Below are 17,949 nucleotides of genomic sequence, written 5' to 3'. Positions count from 1 at the left end.
CTCCTTGGGTACGGTGAGCCGCGCCGCGCGCTATGGCCGCACGGGAATGTCGACGCGTTTGCCGCGCGGGATTTCGGCCTGCGGGTCGTACATCGGCAGCGCGACCAGTTCGGCAGGATGCTGCGCGCCGTCGCGGCAACCCACGGTGATCCGCGTGCCGATCCCGTGTTCCGCGCTGTCCATCAGGGCATAGCCGATCCCGTGGCCGAGGAACGGGGAATGCGCGCCCGCCGTGACCACGCCCGCATCCTTCCCGTCCAGCTGTACCTTCGCCGCGATCAGCGGCTCGCCGCCGTCGCACCTGATCCCGTGCAGGCGGGGCTCGGTGGCTGCCCCGGCAAGCGCCGATTTGCCGATGAAATCGGCCTTGTCCATGTCCACGAACCGGCCCAGCCCTACGTCGAAGGGTGTGGTGGAGGTGTTGAAATCGGACCCGGCATTGAGGATCCCCGCCTCGATCCGGCGGATGTTCATGGCGTCGAGGCCGAAGATCTCCATCCCGAAAGGCTTGCCCGCAGCGGACAGATGCGCCCAGAGCGCTTCGGCATCGTGGTGGGGTTCGGTGTAGAACTCCCAGCCCAACTCGTTGGTGTACCCGGTGCGGGAGATCACCACCTCCTGCCCGCCGAAGGGCACGCGGGCGACGGCGAAATAGCCGAACCTGTCGGGCATCCCGGTGTCGCTGGCCGCCGCGAGGATGTCGAGCGCGGCAGGTCCCTGAACCTGGCTGACGAAGACGTCGGGGTCGGTGATCGCCACGTCCATTCCGGCGGCATGCGCGCGCGCCCATGAATAGAAATCACCGTCGGCCTGCGCGTACCAGAACGTGTCCTCGGCCAGCCGCAGCAGGATGCCGTCCACCAAGAGGCCACCATCGGGATAGCAGGCCAGCCCGTAGCCACAGCGCATCGCCTTCACCTTCGAGATGTCCTTGGTGAAGAGCTTGTTCAGCAACGCCTCGGCATCCGGGCCTTGGAATTGCAGGGGGAACTCGCCCGTGTGCAGCACGGCGGCCTTCTGGCGCAAGAGCCAGTATCCGTCCTCGGTCGAATGATCGTCGAAACAGACGGCCATGTGGCGGCGGTTGTAGACGCAGTAATGCGGGCCCTTGGGTGCCTCGATGCGGTGATAGGGGTGGCGGGTCAGCCCGTAATCCCAGCCGGCGCCGGGGCGGGAGGTGACAAGGTCGCGGGTTTCACCGTCGCTCGAACGCATGGGGCGGGTCCTTTCGTGATGCCGCCCCGGACCCTAGCGGCGGATGTATCGATCGGGCAATGATCGAGTGGTGCGGGCCCCGAAAGGGTAGGGCCCGCACCCATGGGGTCAGTTGATCGTGAAATACTTGAACTTGGCGGCGTCATCGGGGGCGACGACGGTGCCGATGTTCGATTTCATGCCCCAGTTCAGAACCTGGTGGTGGATCGGGATATACAGCTGTTCTTCCTGAACCACGGCCCAAATCTCGGCGATCGACGCGTTGCGCGCCTCCAGATCGGTCTGCGATGCCAGCGCCTCGATCTTGGCATCCAGTTCGGGGTTGGAATACCGCGTGCCGTTCCACGACCCGTACTTCTCGCCCTTGGTGTGGACGAGGAAGTTGAAGATGTATTCGGAATCGTAGGTCGGAACGCCCCAGCCCAGCATGTAGAAATCCGTCGCCAGCGTGTTGATCAGCGGGAAGTGCTGCGCCTTGGGCTTGGCGTCGAGGTTCACGGTGACCCCAATCTGCGCCAGCATCCCCACGGCGGCCTGACAGATCGCTTCATCGTTGATGTAGCGGTCGTTCGGGCAATCCAGCTGGATCGAGAAGCCGTCACCGTATCCCGCCTCTTCCATCAGCGCCTTGGCACCTGCGATGTCGGTCCTCGACGAGGCGTCCATCTCGGCATCCCAGCCGTTCACGAACGGGGGTGAGATCATGCCCGCGGGCTGCGATTGCCCGCGCATCACGACCTGCTTGATCGCATCGCGGTTGATCGCCATCGACATCGCGCGGCGCACGCGCACGTCGGCCAGCGGGTTCTTGCCCTCGACATTGTCGTTGGCCAGATCCGCGTCGCCCATGTTCATCCCGAAGAAGATGACGCGGTTCTGCGGCGCGGTGCGCACGTCGAGCCCGTCGGCACTGGCCACGCGGGCAAGGTCCTGCACCGGCACGTCCTGGATGAAGTCGACCTCGCCCGACAGAAGCGCCGCCACGCGGGTCGCGGCGTTCTGGATGGGGGTATAGACGATTTCCGTCACCTCCATCGGGAACTGCCCGGTGCCCCAGTACTGGTCGTTGATCGTCAGCACCGTCTTCACGTCGGGTTCGCGGCTGACCAGCTTGTAGGGGCCGGTGCCGTTGGCGTTCTTGGCCGCGAACGTGTCTTCGCCGCCTTCGTAATCCTGCACCTTCACCGCGTTGTTCGCGTTGGCCCAGCCTTCATCCATGATGAAGAGGTTGGTGAGGTTGTTGGGCATGATCGGGTTCGGACCGTTGGTTTCGATCTCGACCGTGGCGGGACCCGTGGCGCGGACATCGACGACCGAGGCCAGCAGCTCCTTGTAGTCGCTGTCGGGCGTCATCGCGCGTTTCAGGCTGAACACCACGTCGCCCGAGTCGAACTCGGCCCCGTCATGGAAGGACACGCCTTCGCGCAGCTTGAACACCCAGACATTCGGGTTGTCGGGCGAGGGGCCCCATTCGGTCGCGAGCGCCGGCACCATCGCGCCGGTCATGTCGCGCATCACCAGCGGCTCCATGATCTGGTGCGCCAGTGCCGAGGTCGGGCCTTCGTTCTGGGCGTGCGGATCGAGCGTCAGCGCGTCACCCGCGCGGGCCCAGCGGATCGTTTCGGCCGTGGCGGGCATCGCCACCGATGCCATCAGCGCGCAGGCCAGAACCGTTTTGTGGATCGTCATCTTGATGTCTCCCCGTTCTTGTTGATGGCACCATCCTTGAGGATTGGGGGCGGATTGCAAGGGTCGGGTGGCAAAATATTGACCAAATGTTCAAATTTTTGGCGGACCATCCGCGCGGCCTTGCCCGCGTGGCGCGCGCTGGTAGCGTGGGCGGATGGGGGCGGAAGACGACATCATCGGGTTCTACCAGCGCCATGCCGAGGCGTTCGTTGCGCGGCGGCGCGGGCGCATCGACCGGCATGTCTGGCTGGACCGTTTCGTGGCCGCGATGCCCGCCGGTCGGCGGGTGCTTGACCTTGGGTGCGGGTTCGGCACGCCGCTCGGGGCCTACCTCGTCGCGCGGGGATGCGCGGTGACCGGGGTGGACACGTCCGCGCCCCTAATCGCGCGGGCGCGCGCGGATTTTCCCGACGAGGACTGGATCGTGGGCGATATGCGGGGGCTTGATCTGGGCACCGCGTTCGACGGGGTGCTGGCGTGGAACAGTTTCTTCCACCTGTCCCCGCCGGACCAGCGCGCGATGTTCGCCACCTTCCGCGCCCATGCCGCGCCGGGTGCGGTGCTGCTTTTTACCTCCGGCACCTCGAACGGGGTCGCGATGGGGGAGATGTTCGGTGAGCCGCTTTACCATGCCAGCCTCGACCCCGAGGAGTACCGCGCCTGTCTGGACGCGGCGGGGTTCGACGTGCTGCACCACGTGGCCGAGGACCCGGAATGCGGCCAGCACACGGTGTGGCTGGCGCGGCGACGGTAGCACCCCGGCGCGGAATCAAGGCCGCAGGCCGCCGCGCATCGACGGGCCGCCCCCCGGCACGTCGATTTGGTGGGGCTGGGCACGTCGCTGGAGCGGTGCACGGATTTGGCGACTATAAAGCGCGCCGCACCACTTGTGGATCGACGCACCGCGGCCCGTCGATGCGCGGCATTCATGGCTTGCATTCGTATGCAAAGCGCCGCATGGTCATCCCCGGACCACCAAGGAGCCCGCCCATGACCCCCGCCGAAATGGAAGCCCGCATCGTCCGCTACGGCGATCTGGTGCCCTGCAAGACCGCCTTCATCGACGCGCACACGCCCGGATCGGACCAGAAGGAGAACTTCACGATCATCGGCGGCGGCGTCAGCGAAAGCCCCGACCAGCACGTCCACATCAAGGACACGCCCGGTTTCAACATCGGCGCGGCAGGCCAGCCGCCGAAATGCCGCAACTCGCTGCACTCGCACCGCACGGCCGAGGTGTTCTTCGTCCTCAAGGGCCGCTGGCGGTTCTTCTGGGGCCGCTGGGGCAAGGCGGGGGAGGTGACGCTGGAAGAAGGCGACATCTTCAACATCCCCACGGGCATCTTCCGCGGGTTCGAAAACATCGGCACCGATTACGGGATGATCATGGCGATCCTCGGCGGCGACGATGCCGGGGGCGGGGTCCTCTGGGCGCCGCAGGTGATCGAGGATGCAAAGGATCACGGGCTGGTGCTGGGCGAGAACGGCAAGCTCTACGACAGCAAGAAGGGGCAAAAGCTGCCCGACGGTGTCGGCCCGATGCCGCTTCTGGCCGATGACGTGCTGGCGCGGATGCCCGAACCCACGACCGGAGAGGTCGTACCGCGCTACGTGGCGCGGTATTGGGACATGATGGCCCTGTCAGACCGCGCGCCCGCGCCGGTGATCGGGCCCGACGCGATGCTGGTCGACAAGCCCGGTTTCGATGTCGATTTCATCTCCCACACCACCCCGGTGGAGGAACAGGCCATGGACAGCCACCACGTCCTGATGCCCATGCGCGGGCACTGGCGGCTGGATTATGATGGCGGGTCGGTCGTGCTGAACCCCGGCGACACCTGCGCCGTTCCACCGGGCCTTCGCCATTCGGTGACGCCGTCGATGTCCGGTGAGGCGTCGATGTTCCGCGTCCGCTCGAACGACGATCCCGCCGGACCGACCTGGGTTGGCTGATCCGCTTGTCCTGTTGCCGGGCATGATGTGCGATGCCCGGCTTTACGCTCCGCAGATCGCCGCCCTGTCGGCCGACCGCGCCCTCATGGTGGCCCCGATCCACGCGCATGACACGATCGACGCGCTCGCCGATGCGGTGCTGGCTGACGCCCCGCCACGCTTCGCGCTGGCGGGCCTGTCGATGGGCGGCATCGTGGCGATGGCGGTGATCGCGCGCGCGCCCGACCGCGTCACCCGCCTGTGCCTGATGGACACCAACCCCAAGGCCGAGGCGCCCGCCATCGCCGCCGCCCGCGAGCCGCAGATCGCCAAGGTCCGGAACGGCGAACTGCGCGCCGTGATGCGGGACGAGATGAAGCCCAACTATCTCGCCGACGGGCCGCGACAGGGCGCGATCCTCGACACCTGCATGGCGATGGCCGAAGCCATGGGACCGGACGTGTTCATCCGCCAGTCCCGCGCGTTGCAGACGCGGCCCGACCGGCAGGACACGCTGCGCGGCGTGAACGTGCCGACGCTGATCCTGTGCGGGGCGGAGGACAGCCTTTGCCCGCTCCACCGCCACACCCTGATGCGCGACCTTGTCCCGAAGGCGCGGCTTGCGGTGATCGACGGCGCGGGCCACCTGCCGACGCTGGAACAGCCCGAGGCGACCACGGCGCACCTTGCCGACTGGCTCGACTGACACGTCCCCCCGTGCGGATTGCAAAATCCCCCGTCCCGGCGCAAAACGGCGGGCAAAGATGCAGGAGCGCCCCCGATGACCTTCACCCGCCAGATCAAGATCGCCCCGTCGATCCTCGCCGCCGACTTCGCCAATTTCGGGGCCGAGATCCGCGCCATCGAGGCGCAGGGTGCCGACTGGGTCCACGTGGACGTGATGGACAACCATTTCGTGCCGAACCTGACCTTCGGCCCGGCCATGTGCGCCGCGATCCGGCCGCATATCAAGACGGTGATGGACGTGCACCTGATGATCTCGCCGGTCGATGCCTCGCTCGAAGCCTTCGCCAAGGCGGGCGCCGACGTCCTCACCGCCCATGCCGAGGCCGGACCGCACCTGCACCGCACGCTGCAGACGATCCGCGCGCTGGGCGCCAAGGCCGGCGTCGCGCTGAACCCCGGCACCCCGCTGTCGGCCATCGCCCACGTCATGGACCTCGTGGACCTCGTCTGCGTGATGACGGTGAACCCCGGTTTCGGCGGCCAGAGCTTCATCCATTCGCAGGTGGAGAAGTTGCGCGACCTGCGCGCCATGATCGGGGACCGCCCCGTGCATATCGAGATCGACGGCGGCGTCGATCCCTCCACCGCGCCGCTGGTCGCGGCCGCAGGCGCGGACGTGCTCGTCGCCGGGTCGGCGGCGTTCCGGGGCGGTTCGGTCGAGAATCCCGCGCCCTACGGCACCAACATCGCGGCGATCCGCGCCGCGGCGGAACAGGCGACAGGGCAGGTCGCCTGATGGCGGCTCTGGTCTTCGACCTCGACGGGACGCTGGTCGACAGCGCGCCGGAACTGCACAAGGCGGCCAATGCCTTCCTGGCCGAGAAGGGCCTTCCGGTGCAGACGCTTGACGCGGTCAAGAGCTTCGTCGGCAACGGCGCGGTGAAGCTGACCGAACGCCTGCTGGCGGCGGCGGGCCAGCCAGCCGAAGGCGCGGCGCTGGACGCGCAGGCCAAGCGGTTCGTGGAAATCTACGCCGCCTTGCCGCCCGGCGACACGGTGACCTATCCGGGCGTCCCGCAGGAACTGGCGCGGCTGGCAGGGCAGGGGCACCGCATGGGCATCTGCACCAACAAGCCGGCAGGCCCGACCCGCGCGATCCTCGACGCGCTGGGCCTGGCGAAATATTTCGGCGCGGTGGTGGGCGGCGACTCGCTTGACGTGCAAAAGCCCGACCGCCGCATGATGATCGAAGTGGCCGACCGGCTGGGATCGAAAACCGCGCTCCTCGTGGGGGACAGCGAGGTGGACGCGGCCACGGCGCTGGCCGCGAACGTGCCCTTCATCCTGTTCACCGAAGGCTACCGCAAACGCCCCGCGGCCGAGATCCCGCATGATGCGGTCTTTGCCCGCTGGGCCGATTTCCCGGACACGCTGCGCCGGGTGTATCTCTGACCGCGCGGGGTCCTTCGCTGCGCCGGGGCGCGCGCTGGGCCGCGGCCATCCTTGCCGCCTGCGCGGTCGGCTACCTCGTCTACGCCGTCACCTATGCCCGTGCCGAGGCGACGGGCCGCGCGGCGGCGGAGGCGCGCGCGGCGCTCTTCGGGTCGACCATCGAGAACGAGGTGCGCCGCTTTGCCCACCTGCCTTTCGTGCTGGCGCAGGACGGCGCGCTGGCCGCCGCGCTGGGCGGGACGCGTCTGGACGAGGTGCGGGCGCGGCTGGAAGGCGCGGCGGCGCAGGCCGGTGTCGACGCGATCTTCCTCATGGACCGGACCGGCCTGACCATCGCCGCGTCGAACCATGCCAGCGCCGCGACCTTCGAGGGCAATTCATACGCCTTCCGCCCCTATTTCATCGACGCGCTGCGCGGGCAGGAGGGGCGGTTCTACGGCATCGGGGCAACCACGCGCATACCGGGCTATTTCCTCGCCGGGCCGGTCACGGATGCGGGCGGCGACGGCATCGCGGGGGTGATCGCGGTGAAGGTGGGGCTGGGCCGGCTCGAAGGCGAATGGAGCCGCAGCGGGGAGACGGTGCTGCTGGTCAATGCCGACGGGGTGGTGATCCTCGCCTCGGATCCCGACTGGCGCTATGCGACGCTGGACCCGATCCCGGCCGCGCGTCGGGCCGAGATCGACGCCGCCCGCCAGTTCGCGGGCCTGCCGCTCGATCCCCTGCCGATATCGGCGGTGGCCGAGGACCAGGTGATGCTGGATGAGGCGCGGTACCTGAGCGTCGAGGCGCCGGTGGGGGATGCGGGCTGGCGGCTCATCTACCTCGCCCGCGAGGCGCCCTTGCGCGGGCAGGCATGGGGTGCGGTGGTGATCGCGGCGGCGCTGGCGCTGGCGCTGGGCGTGCTGGCACTGGCGCGGCGGTCACGGCGGATCGGCGCGGCGCTGGCGGTGGCGCAGGCCGACCGCACCGCCCTGCGCGCCGCGAACCGGCGGCTCGAGACCGAGATCGAGGAGCGCCGCGCGGCGGAAACCCGGCTGGCGCGCGCGCAGGACGAACTGGCGCGCACCTCGCGCCTTGCGGCGCTGGGCAAGCTGGCGGCGTCGGTCACGCATGAACTGGGCCAGCCGATCACCGCGATGCGCACCTACCTCACCGTGGCCGAGATGGGCGATGCGCGCGCGGCGCTGCCGCGGATCGGCGGCATCCTTGAACGGATGCAGTCGATCACCGACCAGCTGAAATTCTTCTCGCGCCCGGTGCCGGACGGGATGGCGCGGGTCGACCTGCGGGACGCGGTGCGCGGCGCGCTCGACCTGCTGGCACCGACACTGGCCGAGGCGCGGATCTTGCCGGAGGTGTCGATGCCCGAAGGTGCGGTGCCCGTGCGCGGCAACGCGATGCGGCTGGAACAGGTGCTGGTCAACGTGATCCGCAACGCCGCCGACGCGGTGGCGGGGCAGTACGCGCCCGCGATCTCGGTCACGCTCGATCCCGGCGGGACGATCCGGGTGGCCGATAACGGGCCGGGGCTTGGCGGCCAGTCGGTCGAGACGCTGGTGGAGCCCTTCCACACCACCCGCGCCTCGGGCGAGGGGATGGGGCTGGGCCTTGCGATCTCTGCCGGGATCCTTGCCGACCATGGCGGGCGGCTCGACGCGCGGGACGGGCCCGAGGGCGGGGCGGTGTTCACGATTGCGCTGCCGCTTGACGTGGCGGCGCGGGAGGCGGCGGAATGACCTCTTCCGCCATGCCGCGCCGGGTGCTGATCCTCGACGACGACCGCGAGATGCGGGCGGCGCTGGTGGCGCTCTGCGCGCAGGCGGGATGGGAGGCGGAGGCGATGGCCGATGCCCGCCGGGCGCTTGACCGGCTGGACCGGATGAAGCCCGATGTCATCCTGAGCGACCTGCAGATGCCCGCGATGACGGGCGACGCCCTGCTGCGCGCTTTGCCGGAGGACGCACCGCCGCTGGTGGTGATCACCGCGCATGGCGATGTGCCCACGGCGGTCGGCATGATGCAGGACGGGGCCTATTCCTTCCTTGAAAAGCCGTTCGATCCCAAGCGGTTGCTGAACGTCCTCAAGAATGCGTCCGAACAGCACAGGCTGCGCGAGGCGACCCGGCGCCTGAAGGCGCGGCTGGTGGACATGGCGGGGCTCGACCGGGTGCTGATCGGCGAGGTCCCGGCGATGCGCGCGCTGCGCGACGACGTGCTGGACCTCGCGCAGGTGGATGTCCCGGTGCTGGTGCGCGGGGCGACGGGCACCGGCAAGGACGTGGTGGCGCGGGCGCTGCACGATCTGGGGCCGCGGGCCGACGCGCCGTTCCTCGCCGTCAATTGCGCGGCGCTGACCGAGGCGGGGTTCGCCGCGGACCTGTTCGGCAAGGCGGGCGCGGGCGAGGGCCTTCTGGCGGCGGCGGGGGGTGGCACGCTGTTCCTCGACGAGGTCGCGGCCATGCCGGGGCAGGTGCAGGCGGGGCTTTTGCGGGTGCTGGAGACGGGGCTCTACCGACCGGTCGGGGCCACCGACACGCGCCCGCTGGAGGCGCGCATCGTCAGCGCCACCCATGCCGACCTCGAAGAGGACGTGCGCGAGGGCCGGTTCCGGGCGGACCTGATGTACCGGCTGAACGCGGTCAGCCTGTTTCTGCCGCCACTTGCAGCGCGGGCCGGGGACGTGGCGCTGCTGCACCGGCATTTCCTCGACCGCGCGGCGCGGGTGCATGGCGTGGTGGCGCCGGAGCCCCTTGCCGACGACGTCGCCGCGCTGATCGCGCATGACTGGCCGGGCAACCTGCGCGAACTGGCGCATGTGGCCGAACGGCAGGTGCTGGCGCTGCGGCGCGGGCGGTCCATGGGCGCGCGGGCCGCGATCGCGGGCGCGGACGAGGCCGGGCATCCCGAAACCCTGCGCGAGGCGGTCGCGGCGCTGGAACGCGACATGGTCGCCCGTGCCTTGCGGGAAGCCGGCGGACGCATGGACGAGGCCGCCGACCGGCTGGGGATCGGCCGCCGCACGCTCAACGACAAGATCGTCAAGCTGAACCTCGACAAGGACAGCGTGCTGTGACCTGAAGGAGCGGCTGCGCCGCGCTTTATCGTGGCGCGGGGTGGCGGATCGGCGGCCTTTTTGACCGGGCGAGGCGCTTGGGGCGGGCCGACCCTCCGGGGGACATATTTTGCAAAGAGAAGAAACGGTCAGCTGCGTGCGGGAAGGATACGTCCCGTGCAGGAGCCAAAGCCGATGCGGTGGTCGGGGGCCTGCGCGTGGCCGTAGAGGGTGAGGGTGTCGCCGTCCTCGATGAAGCTGCGGGTGGTACCGTCGGGCAGGGTGAGCGGCTCTTTCCCGCCCCAGCTGAGTTCGAGAAGCGAGCCGCGGTTGTCGCGGTCGGGGCCGGAGATGGTGCCGGAGCCGAGCAGGTCGCCCACCCGCATGGGGCAGCCGGACGTGGTGTGATGCGCGAGTTGCTGGGCCGAGGAGTAATACATTTCCGAATAGTTGGTGCGGGCGATGATCGTCTCGGTGCCGTTTTGTGGCGTGAGGCCGACCGCGAGGTGGATGTCGTAGAGCATGGGGCCGGGCTCTGCCAGGTAGTCGAGGAGCGGCACGGCACGTTCGGGGGTGGAGGTGCGGAAGGGTTGCAGGGCGGCGGCGGTCACGATCCATGGGCTGATGGAGGTGGCGGTGGCCTTCGCCTGGAAGGGGCCGAGGGGCTGGTATTCCCACGCCTGGATATCGCGGGCGGACCAGTCGTTCAGCAGGACGTAGCCGAAGATGTTGGCGTCGGCCTCGGCGACCGAGATGGGGCGGTTGGAGGGTTGGCCGACGATGGCGCCCAGTTCCAGTTCGATGTCGAAGCGTTGCGAGGGGCCGAAGCGGGGGGCGTCGTCGTTCGGGCCCTTGAGTTGCCCGTGCGGGCGGATGATGTCGGTGCCGGAGACGACGACCGAAGAGGCGCGGCCGTTATAGCCGATGGGGATGTGCAGCCAGTTGGGGGGGAGCGCGTTTTCCGCGCCGCGGAACATGGTGCCGACATTGGTGGCGTGGTGGCGCGAAGCGTAGAAATCGGTGAATTCGCTAACCCGGAAGGGCAGGTGCATTCGCGCGGCTGCCTGCGGGACGAGGTGGGCGGCGAGCGCGGTGTCGCCGCCCTCCCCGAGCGCGGTCGTGAGCGTGCTGCGCAGTGCGTCCCATGCCGCCGGGCCAAGCCCCATGAACCGCGTCCAGTTCCCCGTCTGCAGGGCGCCGCCGAAGGCAAGGGCGCCGGTCTCTTCCAGCGTGGCGACGTCGAGGATCCTGTCGCCGATGGCGACGCCGCATCGCGCCGGGCCGTCATCGGTCGAAAACGCGCCGCAGGGCAGGTTGTTGAGCGGGAAGTCGGTGTCGGCGGTGTTGGCGCTGTCGATCCACGAGGTAAGGCGTCGGGTCATGGGGCAGGTGCATCCGGTTGCGCCTCGGGCCGGGCCTGTTGGAAGGCGTCGAGCGCGAGGCAACGGGTTTCAATGTCGGTGAGGCGGGGGAAGGGGGCGAGGTCGAGGCCCCAGCGATGCGCGTTGTAGAGCTGCGCGACAAGGCAGATGTCGGCAAAGCCCGGCGCGTCGGTGAAGGCGTAAGGCGTGCCGGGGTCGATGAGCGATTGATAGGCGGTCAGCCCCTCTGTCATCCAGTGGTGCATCCACGCGATGCAGGCGTCCTGGTCGTGGCCCATCGCTTGCAGTTTCTGCACGACCTTGAGGTTGTTCACCGGGTGCACGTCGGTCGCCATGACCAGCGCCGCGCCAAGGATGCGGGCGCGCAGGATGGCGTCACCGGGCAGGAGCGGCGGGTCCGGTGCGATGGCGTCGAGGTAGTCGAGGATCGCGAGCGACTGGGTGAGGGCGGTGCCGTCGTCGGTCACCAGCGTCGGCACGCCCTTGATCGGGTTGAGATCGGCATAGGCGGGGTCGCGCTGGTCCCCGGCGACGAGGTCGACCGGAACGGTCTCGAACGCCAGGCCCTTGAGATGGAGCGCGATGCGCACCCGGTAGGACGTGGTCGACCGCCAGTAGGAGTAGAGTTTCATCGCCGGTCCTTCCGGTCGGGGAGCGAGGTGTGATCGCCGGGCATCCGTTCGCGCCTGACGGCGGATCCCGCGCCCGTCGACAGGATGCGCCACATCATGCGCAGGATCGTCGGCATCTGCCACAGCGTAAATCCGGCGAGACCAATCAGAAGCCAGCCGAGGATCGACAGGGAGGACAGGAAGTCGATCACCTACACACCGCCGCGCGTGCCGTCGAAATGCTTTTCAAGGTCCGCCCAGCAGTCGATGTAATTGTCCTGCAGGGGCGCCTCTTTTCCTGCAAATTCAGTGAGGTGCTGGGGGAACCTCGTCTCGAACATGAACGACATCGTGTTGTCGAGCTTGTCGGGGCCGAGGTTGGAATTGCTGGCCTTCTCGAAGGCGTCGCGGTCGGGGCCATGGGGGAGCATCATGTTGTGGAGCGACATGCCGCCGGGGACGAAGCCTTCGGGCTTGGCATCGTAGATTCCGTAAATGTTTCCCATGAGTTCCGACATGACGTTCTTGTGGTACCACGGCGGGCGGAAGGTGTTTTCGGCCACCAGCCAGCGTTCGCGGAAGAGGACGAAATCGATGTTCGCCACGCCCGGCACGCCGGACGGCGCGGTCAGCACGGTGAAGATCGACGGATCGGGGTGGTCGAACAGGATCGCGCCGACCGGGCAATAGGCGTCGAGGTCGTATTTCACGGGAGCGTAATTGCCATGCCACGCCACGATGTCGAGCGGGGATTGCGCGATCTCGGTCTCGTGGAACTCGCCGCACCACTTGATGGTGAGGGTCGAGGGCACCTCGCGGTCCTCAAACGCTGCGACCGGGGCCTTGAAATCGCGCGGGTTGGCGAGGCAGTTGGCACCGATGGGTCCGCGGCCGGGCAGGTCGAATTTCTGGCCGTAATTCTCGCAGACGAAGCCGCGCGCGGGACCGTCCAGAACCTCGACACGGTAGACCAGACCGCGCGGCAGGATCGCGATCTCTTTCGGGGCAAGGTCGATGATGCCGAGCTCGGTGAAGAACCGCAGTCGCCCAGCCTGAGGAACGACCAGCAACTCGCTGTCGGCGCTGTAGAAATAGCTATCCACCATCGACTCGGTCACAAGGTAGACATGCGCCGCCATGCCGACCTGCGTGTTGACGTCACCGGCGGTCGTCATCGTGCGCATGCCGGTGATCCATGTCAGCGGTTCGTCGGTATGCGGCACCGGGTTCCAGCGGTACTGACCCAGCGAGGTGACGTCCGCCGGCGCGTGCGGCGCGCTTTTCCAGTACGGCACCTCGATCCGGCGATAGCGGGCGGAGTGCTTGACCGACGGGCGAATGCGGTAGCACCACGTGCGCTCGGGCCGGTCGGCGGTGAAGGCGGTGCCGGACAACTGCTCGGCATAAAGCCCGTAGGCGCATTTCTGCGGTGAGTTCATGCCTTGAGGCAGGGCACCCGGCAGCGCCTCTGTCTCGAAATCGTTGCCCCAGCCGGGCATGTATCCCGGAGAGGTCGCATGCGTGTCGGGCGCCTGGGTCATCCGGCGGGCATCTTGCACGTTCATTTCCGTCTCCTTTCAGGAGGTTGTCGCATCGCCTTCAACCACTTTGCCTCGGGCCAGCGCCAGCGCTTCTTCGAGCGTGGCGAGGTCGCCGATATGGTTGGCGAGGATCAGGATCAGGCGCGCGTTGAGCGCGTGAGTCTCGTCGGCATCAAGGCCCTCGTGCGCCCGCAAAAGCGCGGCATAGAAGTCATCGGGGACGGCGAGGTTCGGATCGGTGTTCAGCATGCGCGCCCCATCATCTGGCCGACCGCCAATGCGACGGGGCCGGGGTCAAAGGCTTCCCACCGGGCGGCGACGTGCTGGTCGGGGCGGATCAGGTAGATGCTACGCGCTGCGCTGCCGAGATAGCGTTCCGCGATCAGGCCGTCCGCGGGCAGGGTCAGGCCCTTCAGCGTCACGCCGTCGATCGTCACCGCCTCGGGCACCGGCGCGCCGATGCCCAGCAGGCAGGCCTCGGTCAGGTGATCGAGCAGGAAGCCGTCGCCCAGCGGCGCATCCGGGCAGGGGCTGCCGGGCCGCGATCGGGCCGGTGCACCGGGCAGGTCATCCGCCCCGTTCAGGGGCGATCCGTCATAGCTCGCCGGAGCCGAAAGCCGCCCGGAATTGACCATCGGGCGGGCAAAGGCATGGTCTTCGACAAGGTCCAGAACCGCGTCGCGGAACAGCGCATGGGCGGGCGAACGCGGGGTGAGGAAGTCCGCGGTACGGCTTGAATTCCGGATGTTTTCCAGCCCCGCATGCTTGCGCTCGACATGGTAGCTTTCGATCAGCGCCTCTGGTGCGGGGCCCTGTAGCACGGCGGCCAGCTTCCATCCCAGATTGTCGGCATCCTGCATGCCCCCGTTGGCGCCCCGCGCCCCGAAGGGCGAGACCTGGTGCGCGCTGTCGCCCGCGAAGATCACCCGGCCATGCACGTAGCGGTCCATGGTGCAGCAGCGGAAGGTGTAGATCGAGGTCCAGACCATATCGAACGCCCGGTCGCCGATCATGCCGCGCACCCGCTCGCGGATGCGGTCCTCGTCCAGTTCGGCCTGCCGGTCGATGTCCCATCCCAGCTGGAAGTCGAGCCGCCAGACGTCATCGGGCTGCTTGTGCATCAGCGCCGTCTGGCCCGGATTGAATGGCGGGTCGAACCAGAAACGGCGTTCGGTCGGGAAGGGCGCCTGCATGCGGATGTCGGCGATCAGGAAGTTGTCCTCGAACACGCGCCCGTCGAACCCCAGCCCCATCCCGTCGCGGATCGGCGAATTGGCCCCGTCGCAGGCCACCAGCCAGTCCGCCTCCACCCGGTAGGGGCCATCGGGCGTGTCCACTTCCAGCGCGACGTGGTCGTCCTTCGGATCGCAAGCCACCACGCGGTTGCAGCCGCGAATGTCGATGGGCGCGCCCGCCTCCTGCGCCTCGCGGATCGCGTCGACGAGGAATTTCTCGAAATAGGGCTGCTGCAGGTTGATGAAGGCCGGGCGGCGGTGGCCGTCCTCCGGCAACAGGTTGAAGGTATAGATCTCGTCCTCGCCCCGGAACACCCGGCCAAGGTTCCACTGCTCGCCCTTGTCGACCATGCGCTGGCCGGGGCCCAGCCGGTCGCAGATCTCCAGCGTGCGCTTGGCGAAACAGATCGCGCGGCTGCCCTGTCCGACGCCGTCATGGTCGTCCAGCACCACGACGCCGACGCCCCGCTGCCCCAGGTCCAGAGCCAGTGCCATCCCGATGGGCCCACCACCCACGATCACCACCGGGTGCCGAACCGGCGCGTCCCGGTCCTGATCGGCGTGGCGGGTATAGGGATAAAGCGCAAAGGCCCGCGTATACCGGCTGGCCCAGGCGTTCATTTCGCCTTCCCCAGCTTCCAGAGCGTCCACACAGCCGTCCCGCCGAAGAACCCGCCCGCGACGACCACCACCTCGACCAGCGCCGGCCCCTGCGGCACGCCGCGCACGAACAGCGCAACTGCCAGCAACACAAGCCCCGCCAGCGAAAACGCCAGCCGGAACAGCAATTCGCCGCGTGTCGGACCGTGGCCCATGATGCGCCTCCCTGACGGCTTCTTCTCTTTCCAAATATGGCCCCCGGAGGGCCGATCTCCATCCGTGCCGTGCCTCAGCCCTGCAGCGCCGCCCACATCTCCTTGTCGCGCTCGGCCGTCCAGATGCGCGGCGTGTCGATGTCCAGCGCCTCGTCATAGGCGCGGGCCACGTTGAACGGCAGGCAGTGTTCGTAGATCGCGTAGTCGCTGAATTTCGGGTCGCATTCGGCGCGCACCGCGTCCCATGCCTCTTTCAGCGAGCCGCCCTTCAGCGCCACCCGCGCGGCGGGGCTGTAGGTGGAGCGGACGAAATCGATGGTCGAATCGATGCCGGCATTGACCATGTCGCGGCCCACCAGCGCGTCGCCGCGTCCGGGCGCGATGGCGTCGAGGTTGAACGCACGGATGCGCTCGGCGGTGCCGGGCCAGTCGTGGAAATGCCCGTCCCCGCAATAGCAGGCGGAGTGGTATTCGATGATGTCGCCGGTGAACATGACGTTGGCGTCGGGGACATAGATCACGATGTCGCCTGCCGTATGCGCCCGGCCCAACCGCATCAGGTCCACCCGCCGCTTGCCAAGGTAGACGCTCATCCGGTCGTTGAAGGTCGTTGTCGGCCATGTGAGGCCCGGTATTTCCTCGTGCCCCTGGAAGAGGCGCGGGAAGCGGTCGAACTCGCTGTCCCAGTCCTCCTGCCCGCGTTCGGCCACCATCGACCGGGCCTTTTCGCTCATGATGACCTGCCCCGCGCCATAGGCCGACGCGCCCAGCACGCGCACGGCGTGGTAATGCGTCAGCACGAGGTGGGTGATCGGCTTGTCGGTGACCTCGCGCACCTTCTCGATCACCGCGCGGGCAAGGCGCGGGGTCGCCTGAGCCTCCACGATCATGACGCTGTCATCGCCGATGATCACGCCCGAATTCGGGTCGCCCTCGGCGGTGAAGGCCCACAGGCCCTCGCCGATCTCGGAAAAGGTGACGTCCTTGTCGGCCATGTCCCCCTGGCTGGCGAAGGCTTTGGTCATGCGAGCTCCTTTCGTGGTCCTGGCCTGCAAGATACGGTTGGGTTTGTAACTAGCAAGGGCCGCTCAGTCGTCGTCGCGTTCCACCGGGCCGCCCTGCTTTTCCCATGTCGAAAAGCCTTCGCGCAGGTGGGCGGCGTCGAAGCCCATGTCCTGCAGGGTGGCAACCGTCAGCGCCGAGCGCCAGCCCGAGGCGCAGTGGAACACGAAGCGTTTGCCCTCCTGCCCGAAAACCTCCTTGAAATAGGGGCTTTCGGGATCGACCCAGAACTCGACCATGCCGCGCGGGGCGTGCACCGATCCGGGGATATAGCCGGTGCGCGCGCGTTCGCGCGGGTCGCGGATATCGACGATCACGGTGTCGGGGTCGCCGACGCGGGCGATCAGGTCGGCGGTTTCCACCTCCTCGATCCGGGCGCGGGCCTCGGCGACCATCCGGGCCGCGGATTTTTTCAGCTTGGGCATGGGCATAGATTGTCCTCGGCTGCGGGTTTTGCTTAGGCTGGCACACAGGCTCCGCGCCCTCAAGCCGGACAGATCGAAGGAGACCCCCATGACAGACAAACCCATCGCGCTGGTCACCGGCGGGGCGCAGGGCATCGGATATGCCTGCGGCGCCGCGCTGAAGGAGGACGGCTACCAGGTCGTTCTTTCCGACATCAATGCCGAGGGCGTGCGCGAGGCCGCCGACCGGCTGGGCGGCGGGACGGTGGGCCTGCCCTGCGACATGTCGGGTCCGGGGCAGATCGCGGCGATGTTCGACACGATCGAGGAAACGCTGGGCCCGGTATCGGTGCTGGTCAACAATGCGGGCGTGGCGATGCCTGGGGATTTCCTCGACTACAGCCTCGACGATTTCCAGAAGGTGATCGCGATCAACCTCACGGGCGTGTTCCTTGCGACGCAGCGCGCCGCGAAGGCGATGATCGCCAACGGGATCGAAGGCGCGATCGTGAACATGTCGTCGATCAACGCGCAGCTCGCCATCCCCGCGATCCCGGCCTATTGCGCCTCGAAAGGTGGTGTGAACCAGCTGACCAAGGTCGCCGCACTGGCGCTTGCGCCGCACAACATCCGCGTCAACGCGGTGGGACCGGGTTCGATCGACACGGCGATGATGGCGGGCGTGAACGCCAATCCCGACGCGATGGCCAGGGTCATGTCGCGCACGCCGCTGGGCCGCGTCGGCGAAGCGCGCGAGATCGCGGACGTGGTGGCTTTCCTCGCCTCGAAGAAGGCAAGCTACGTCACCGGAGAGACGGTCTATGTCGACGGGGGCCGGATGGGGCTGAACTACACCGTCTGAGGCGGAT

Annotated in this window: 19 protein-coding genes; 8 read left to right on the top strand and 11 right to left on the bottom strand. The window is 68.1% G+C overall.

Features of this window, described 5'->3' with window-relative positions; genetic code table 11:
- Positions 1-30: 30 nt before the first annotated feature.
- On the bottom strand, positions 31-1,215 hold the full coding sequence (locus ATO11_RS17140) for an aminomethyl transferase family protein (protein WP_050532144.1): 1,185 nt from the start codon (positions 1,213-1,215) through the stop codon (positions 31-33).
- 108 nt (positions 1,216-1,323) lie between these two features.
- Complete coding sequence (locus tag ATO11_RS17135; protein WP_110553749.1) at positions 1,324-2,904, bottom strand: ABC transporter substrate-binding protein; 1,581 nt, start codon at positions 2,902-2,904, stop codon at positions 1,324-1,326.
- 154 nt (positions 2,905-3,058) lie between these two features.
- Between ATO11_RS17135 and ATO11_RS17130 the strand changes: the two genes are divergently transcribed.
- From ATO11_RS17130 to ATO11_RS17100, 7 genes are all read left to right on the top strand, one after another.
- On the top strand, positions 3,059-3,658 hold the full coding sequence (locus ATO11_RS17130) for a class I SAM-dependent methyltransferase (RefSeq protein ID WP_050532143.1): 600 nt from the start codon (positions 3,059-3,061) through the stop codon (positions 3,656-3,658).
- A 236-nt stretch (positions 3,659-3,894) separates the two neighbouring features.
- A complete protein-coding gene (locus tag ATO11_RS17125) occupies positions 3,895-4,857 on the top strand; it encodes a cupin domain-containing protein (RefSeq protein ID WP_050532142.1) in 963 nt (320 codons plus the stop codon).
- Positions 4,850-5,542 (top strand): alpha/beta fold hydrolase, encoded by a 693-nt coding sequence (locus ATO11_RS17120; RefSeq protein WP_242601452.1) that lies wholly within the window; start codon positions 4,850-4,852, stop codon positions 5,540-5,542. Before ATO11_RS17125 ends, ATO11_RS17120 begins: the two co-directional genes overlap by 8 nt.
- 75 nt (positions 5,543-5,617) lie before the next feature.
- The gene (gene rpe, locus ATO11_RS17115) at positions 5,618-6,319 is read left to right on the top strand and encodes a ribulose-phosphate 3-epimerase (RefSeq protein ID WP_050532141.1); all 702 of its coding nucleotides are present in this window, start codon (positions 5,618-5,620) and stop codon (positions 6,317-6,319) included.
- A complete protein-coding gene (gene gph / locus ATO11_RS17110; RefSeq protein WP_050532140.1) occupies positions 6,319-6,975 on the top strand; it encodes a phosphoglycolate phosphatase in 657 nt (218 codons plus the stop codon). The genes rpe and gph overlap by 1 nt, the downstream gene beginning before the upstream one ends.
- 170 nt (positions 6,976-7,145) lie before the next feature.
- Positions 7,146-8,714 carry a sensor histidine kinase gene (locus ATO11_RS17105; RefSeq protein WP_050532139.1) on the top strand — a complete coding sequence of 523 codons (1,569 nt, stop codon included), beginning with the start codon at positions 7,146-7,148 and terminating at the stop codon, positions 8,712-8,714.
- Entirely contained in the window at positions 8,711-10,051 is a 1,341-nt protein-coding gene (locus ATO11_RS17100) for a sigma-54-dependent transcriptional regulator (RefSeq protein WP_242601451.1), read from the top strand. Before ATO11_RS17105 ends, ATO11_RS17100 begins: the two co-directional genes overlap by 4 nt.
- A gap of 128 nt (positions 10,052-10,179) precedes the next feature.
- Here ATO11_RS17100 and fahA read toward each other — a convergent pair whose 3' ends face one another.
- The 9 genes from fahA to ATO11_RS17055 all read right to left on the bottom strand — a co-directional run bounded on the left by fahA (position 10,180) and on the right by ATO11_RS17055 (position 17,101).
- On the bottom strand, positions 10,180-11,412 hold the full coding sequence (fahA, locus tag ATO11_RS17095; protein ID WP_050532138.1) for a fumarylacetoacetase: 1,233 nt from the start codon (positions 11,410-11,412) through the stop codon (positions 10,180-10,182).
- Positions 11,409-12,044, bottom strand: a complete 636-nt coding sequence (maiA, locus tag ATO11_RS17090) for a maleylacetoacetate isomerase (RefSeq protein WP_050532137.1) — start codon at positions 12,042-12,044, stop codon at positions 11,409-11,411. The genes fahA and maiA overlap by 4 nt, the downstream gene beginning before the upstream one ends.
- Positions 12,041-12,235, bottom strand: a complete 195-nt coding sequence (locus ATO11_RS17085) for a hypothetical protein (RefSeq protein WP_050532136.1) — start codon at positions 12,233-12,235, stop codon at positions 12,041-12,043. Before ATO11_RS17085 ends, maiA begins: the two co-directional genes overlap by 4 nt.
- Positions 12,236-13,588 (bottom strand): homogentisate 1,2-dioxygenase, encoded by a 1,353-nt coding sequence (gene hmgA / locus ATO11_RS17080; protein WP_050532135.1) that lies wholly within the window; start codon positions 13,586-13,588, stop codon positions 12,236-12,238.
- Positions 13,589-13,600: 12 nt separating this feature from the next.
- Positions 13,601-13,813 carry a DUF2783 domain-containing protein gene (locus tag ATO11_RS17075; protein WP_050532134.1) on the bottom strand — a complete coding sequence of 71 codons (213 nt, stop codon included), beginning with the start codon at positions 13,811-13,813 and terminating at the stop codon, positions 13,601-13,603.
- Complete coding sequence (locus ATO11_RS17070) at positions 13,807-15,420, bottom strand: FAD-dependent oxidoreductase (protein WP_050532133.1); 1,614 nt, start codon at positions 15,418-15,420, stop codon at positions 13,807-13,809. The genes ATO11_RS17075 and ATO11_RS17070 overlap by 7 nt, the downstream gene beginning before the upstream one ends.
- On the bottom strand, positions 15,417-15,614 hold the full coding sequence (locus ATO11_RS17065) for a hypothetical protein (protein WP_050532132.1): 198 nt from the start codon (positions 15,612-15,614) through the stop codon (positions 15,417-15,419). The genes ATO11_RS17070 and ATO11_RS17065 overlap by 4 nt, the downstream gene beginning before the upstream one ends.
- 74 nt (positions 15,615-15,688) lie before the next feature.
- A complete protein-coding gene (locus ATO11_RS17060) occupies positions 15,689-16,639 on the bottom strand; it encodes an MBL fold metallo-hydrolase (RefSeq protein WP_050532131.1) in 951 nt (316 codons plus the stop codon).
- Between the two features lie 63 nt (positions 16,640-16,702).
- Positions 16,703-17,101 (bottom strand): rhodanese-like domain-containing protein, encoded by a 399-nt coding sequence (locus ATO11_RS17055; RefSeq protein WP_050532130.1) that lies wholly within the window; start codon positions 17,099-17,101, stop codon positions 16,703-16,705.
- An 88-nt stretch (positions 17,102-17,189) separates the two neighbouring features.
- On the opposite strand from ATO11_RS17055, the gene ATO11_RS17050 reads away from it, so the two are divergent.
- On the top strand, positions 17,190-17,942 hold the full coding sequence (locus ATO11_RS17050; RefSeq protein ID WP_050532129.1) for an SDR family NAD(P)-dependent oxidoreductase: 753 nt from the start codon (positions 17,190-17,192) through the stop codon (positions 17,940-17,942).
- Positions 17,943-17,949 lie beyond the last annotated feature (7 nt).

It is taken from the genome of Pseudaestuariivita atlantica (assembly GCF_001205715.1).
Classification (GTDB): domain Bacteria; phylum Pseudomonadota; class Alphaproteobacteria; order Rhodobacterales; family Rhodobacteraceae; genus Pseudaestuariivita; species Pseudaestuariivita atlantica.
The sequence above is the reverse complement of the archived record's forward strand: the minus strand, read 5'-3'. Positions and strand labels throughout refer to the sequence as shown.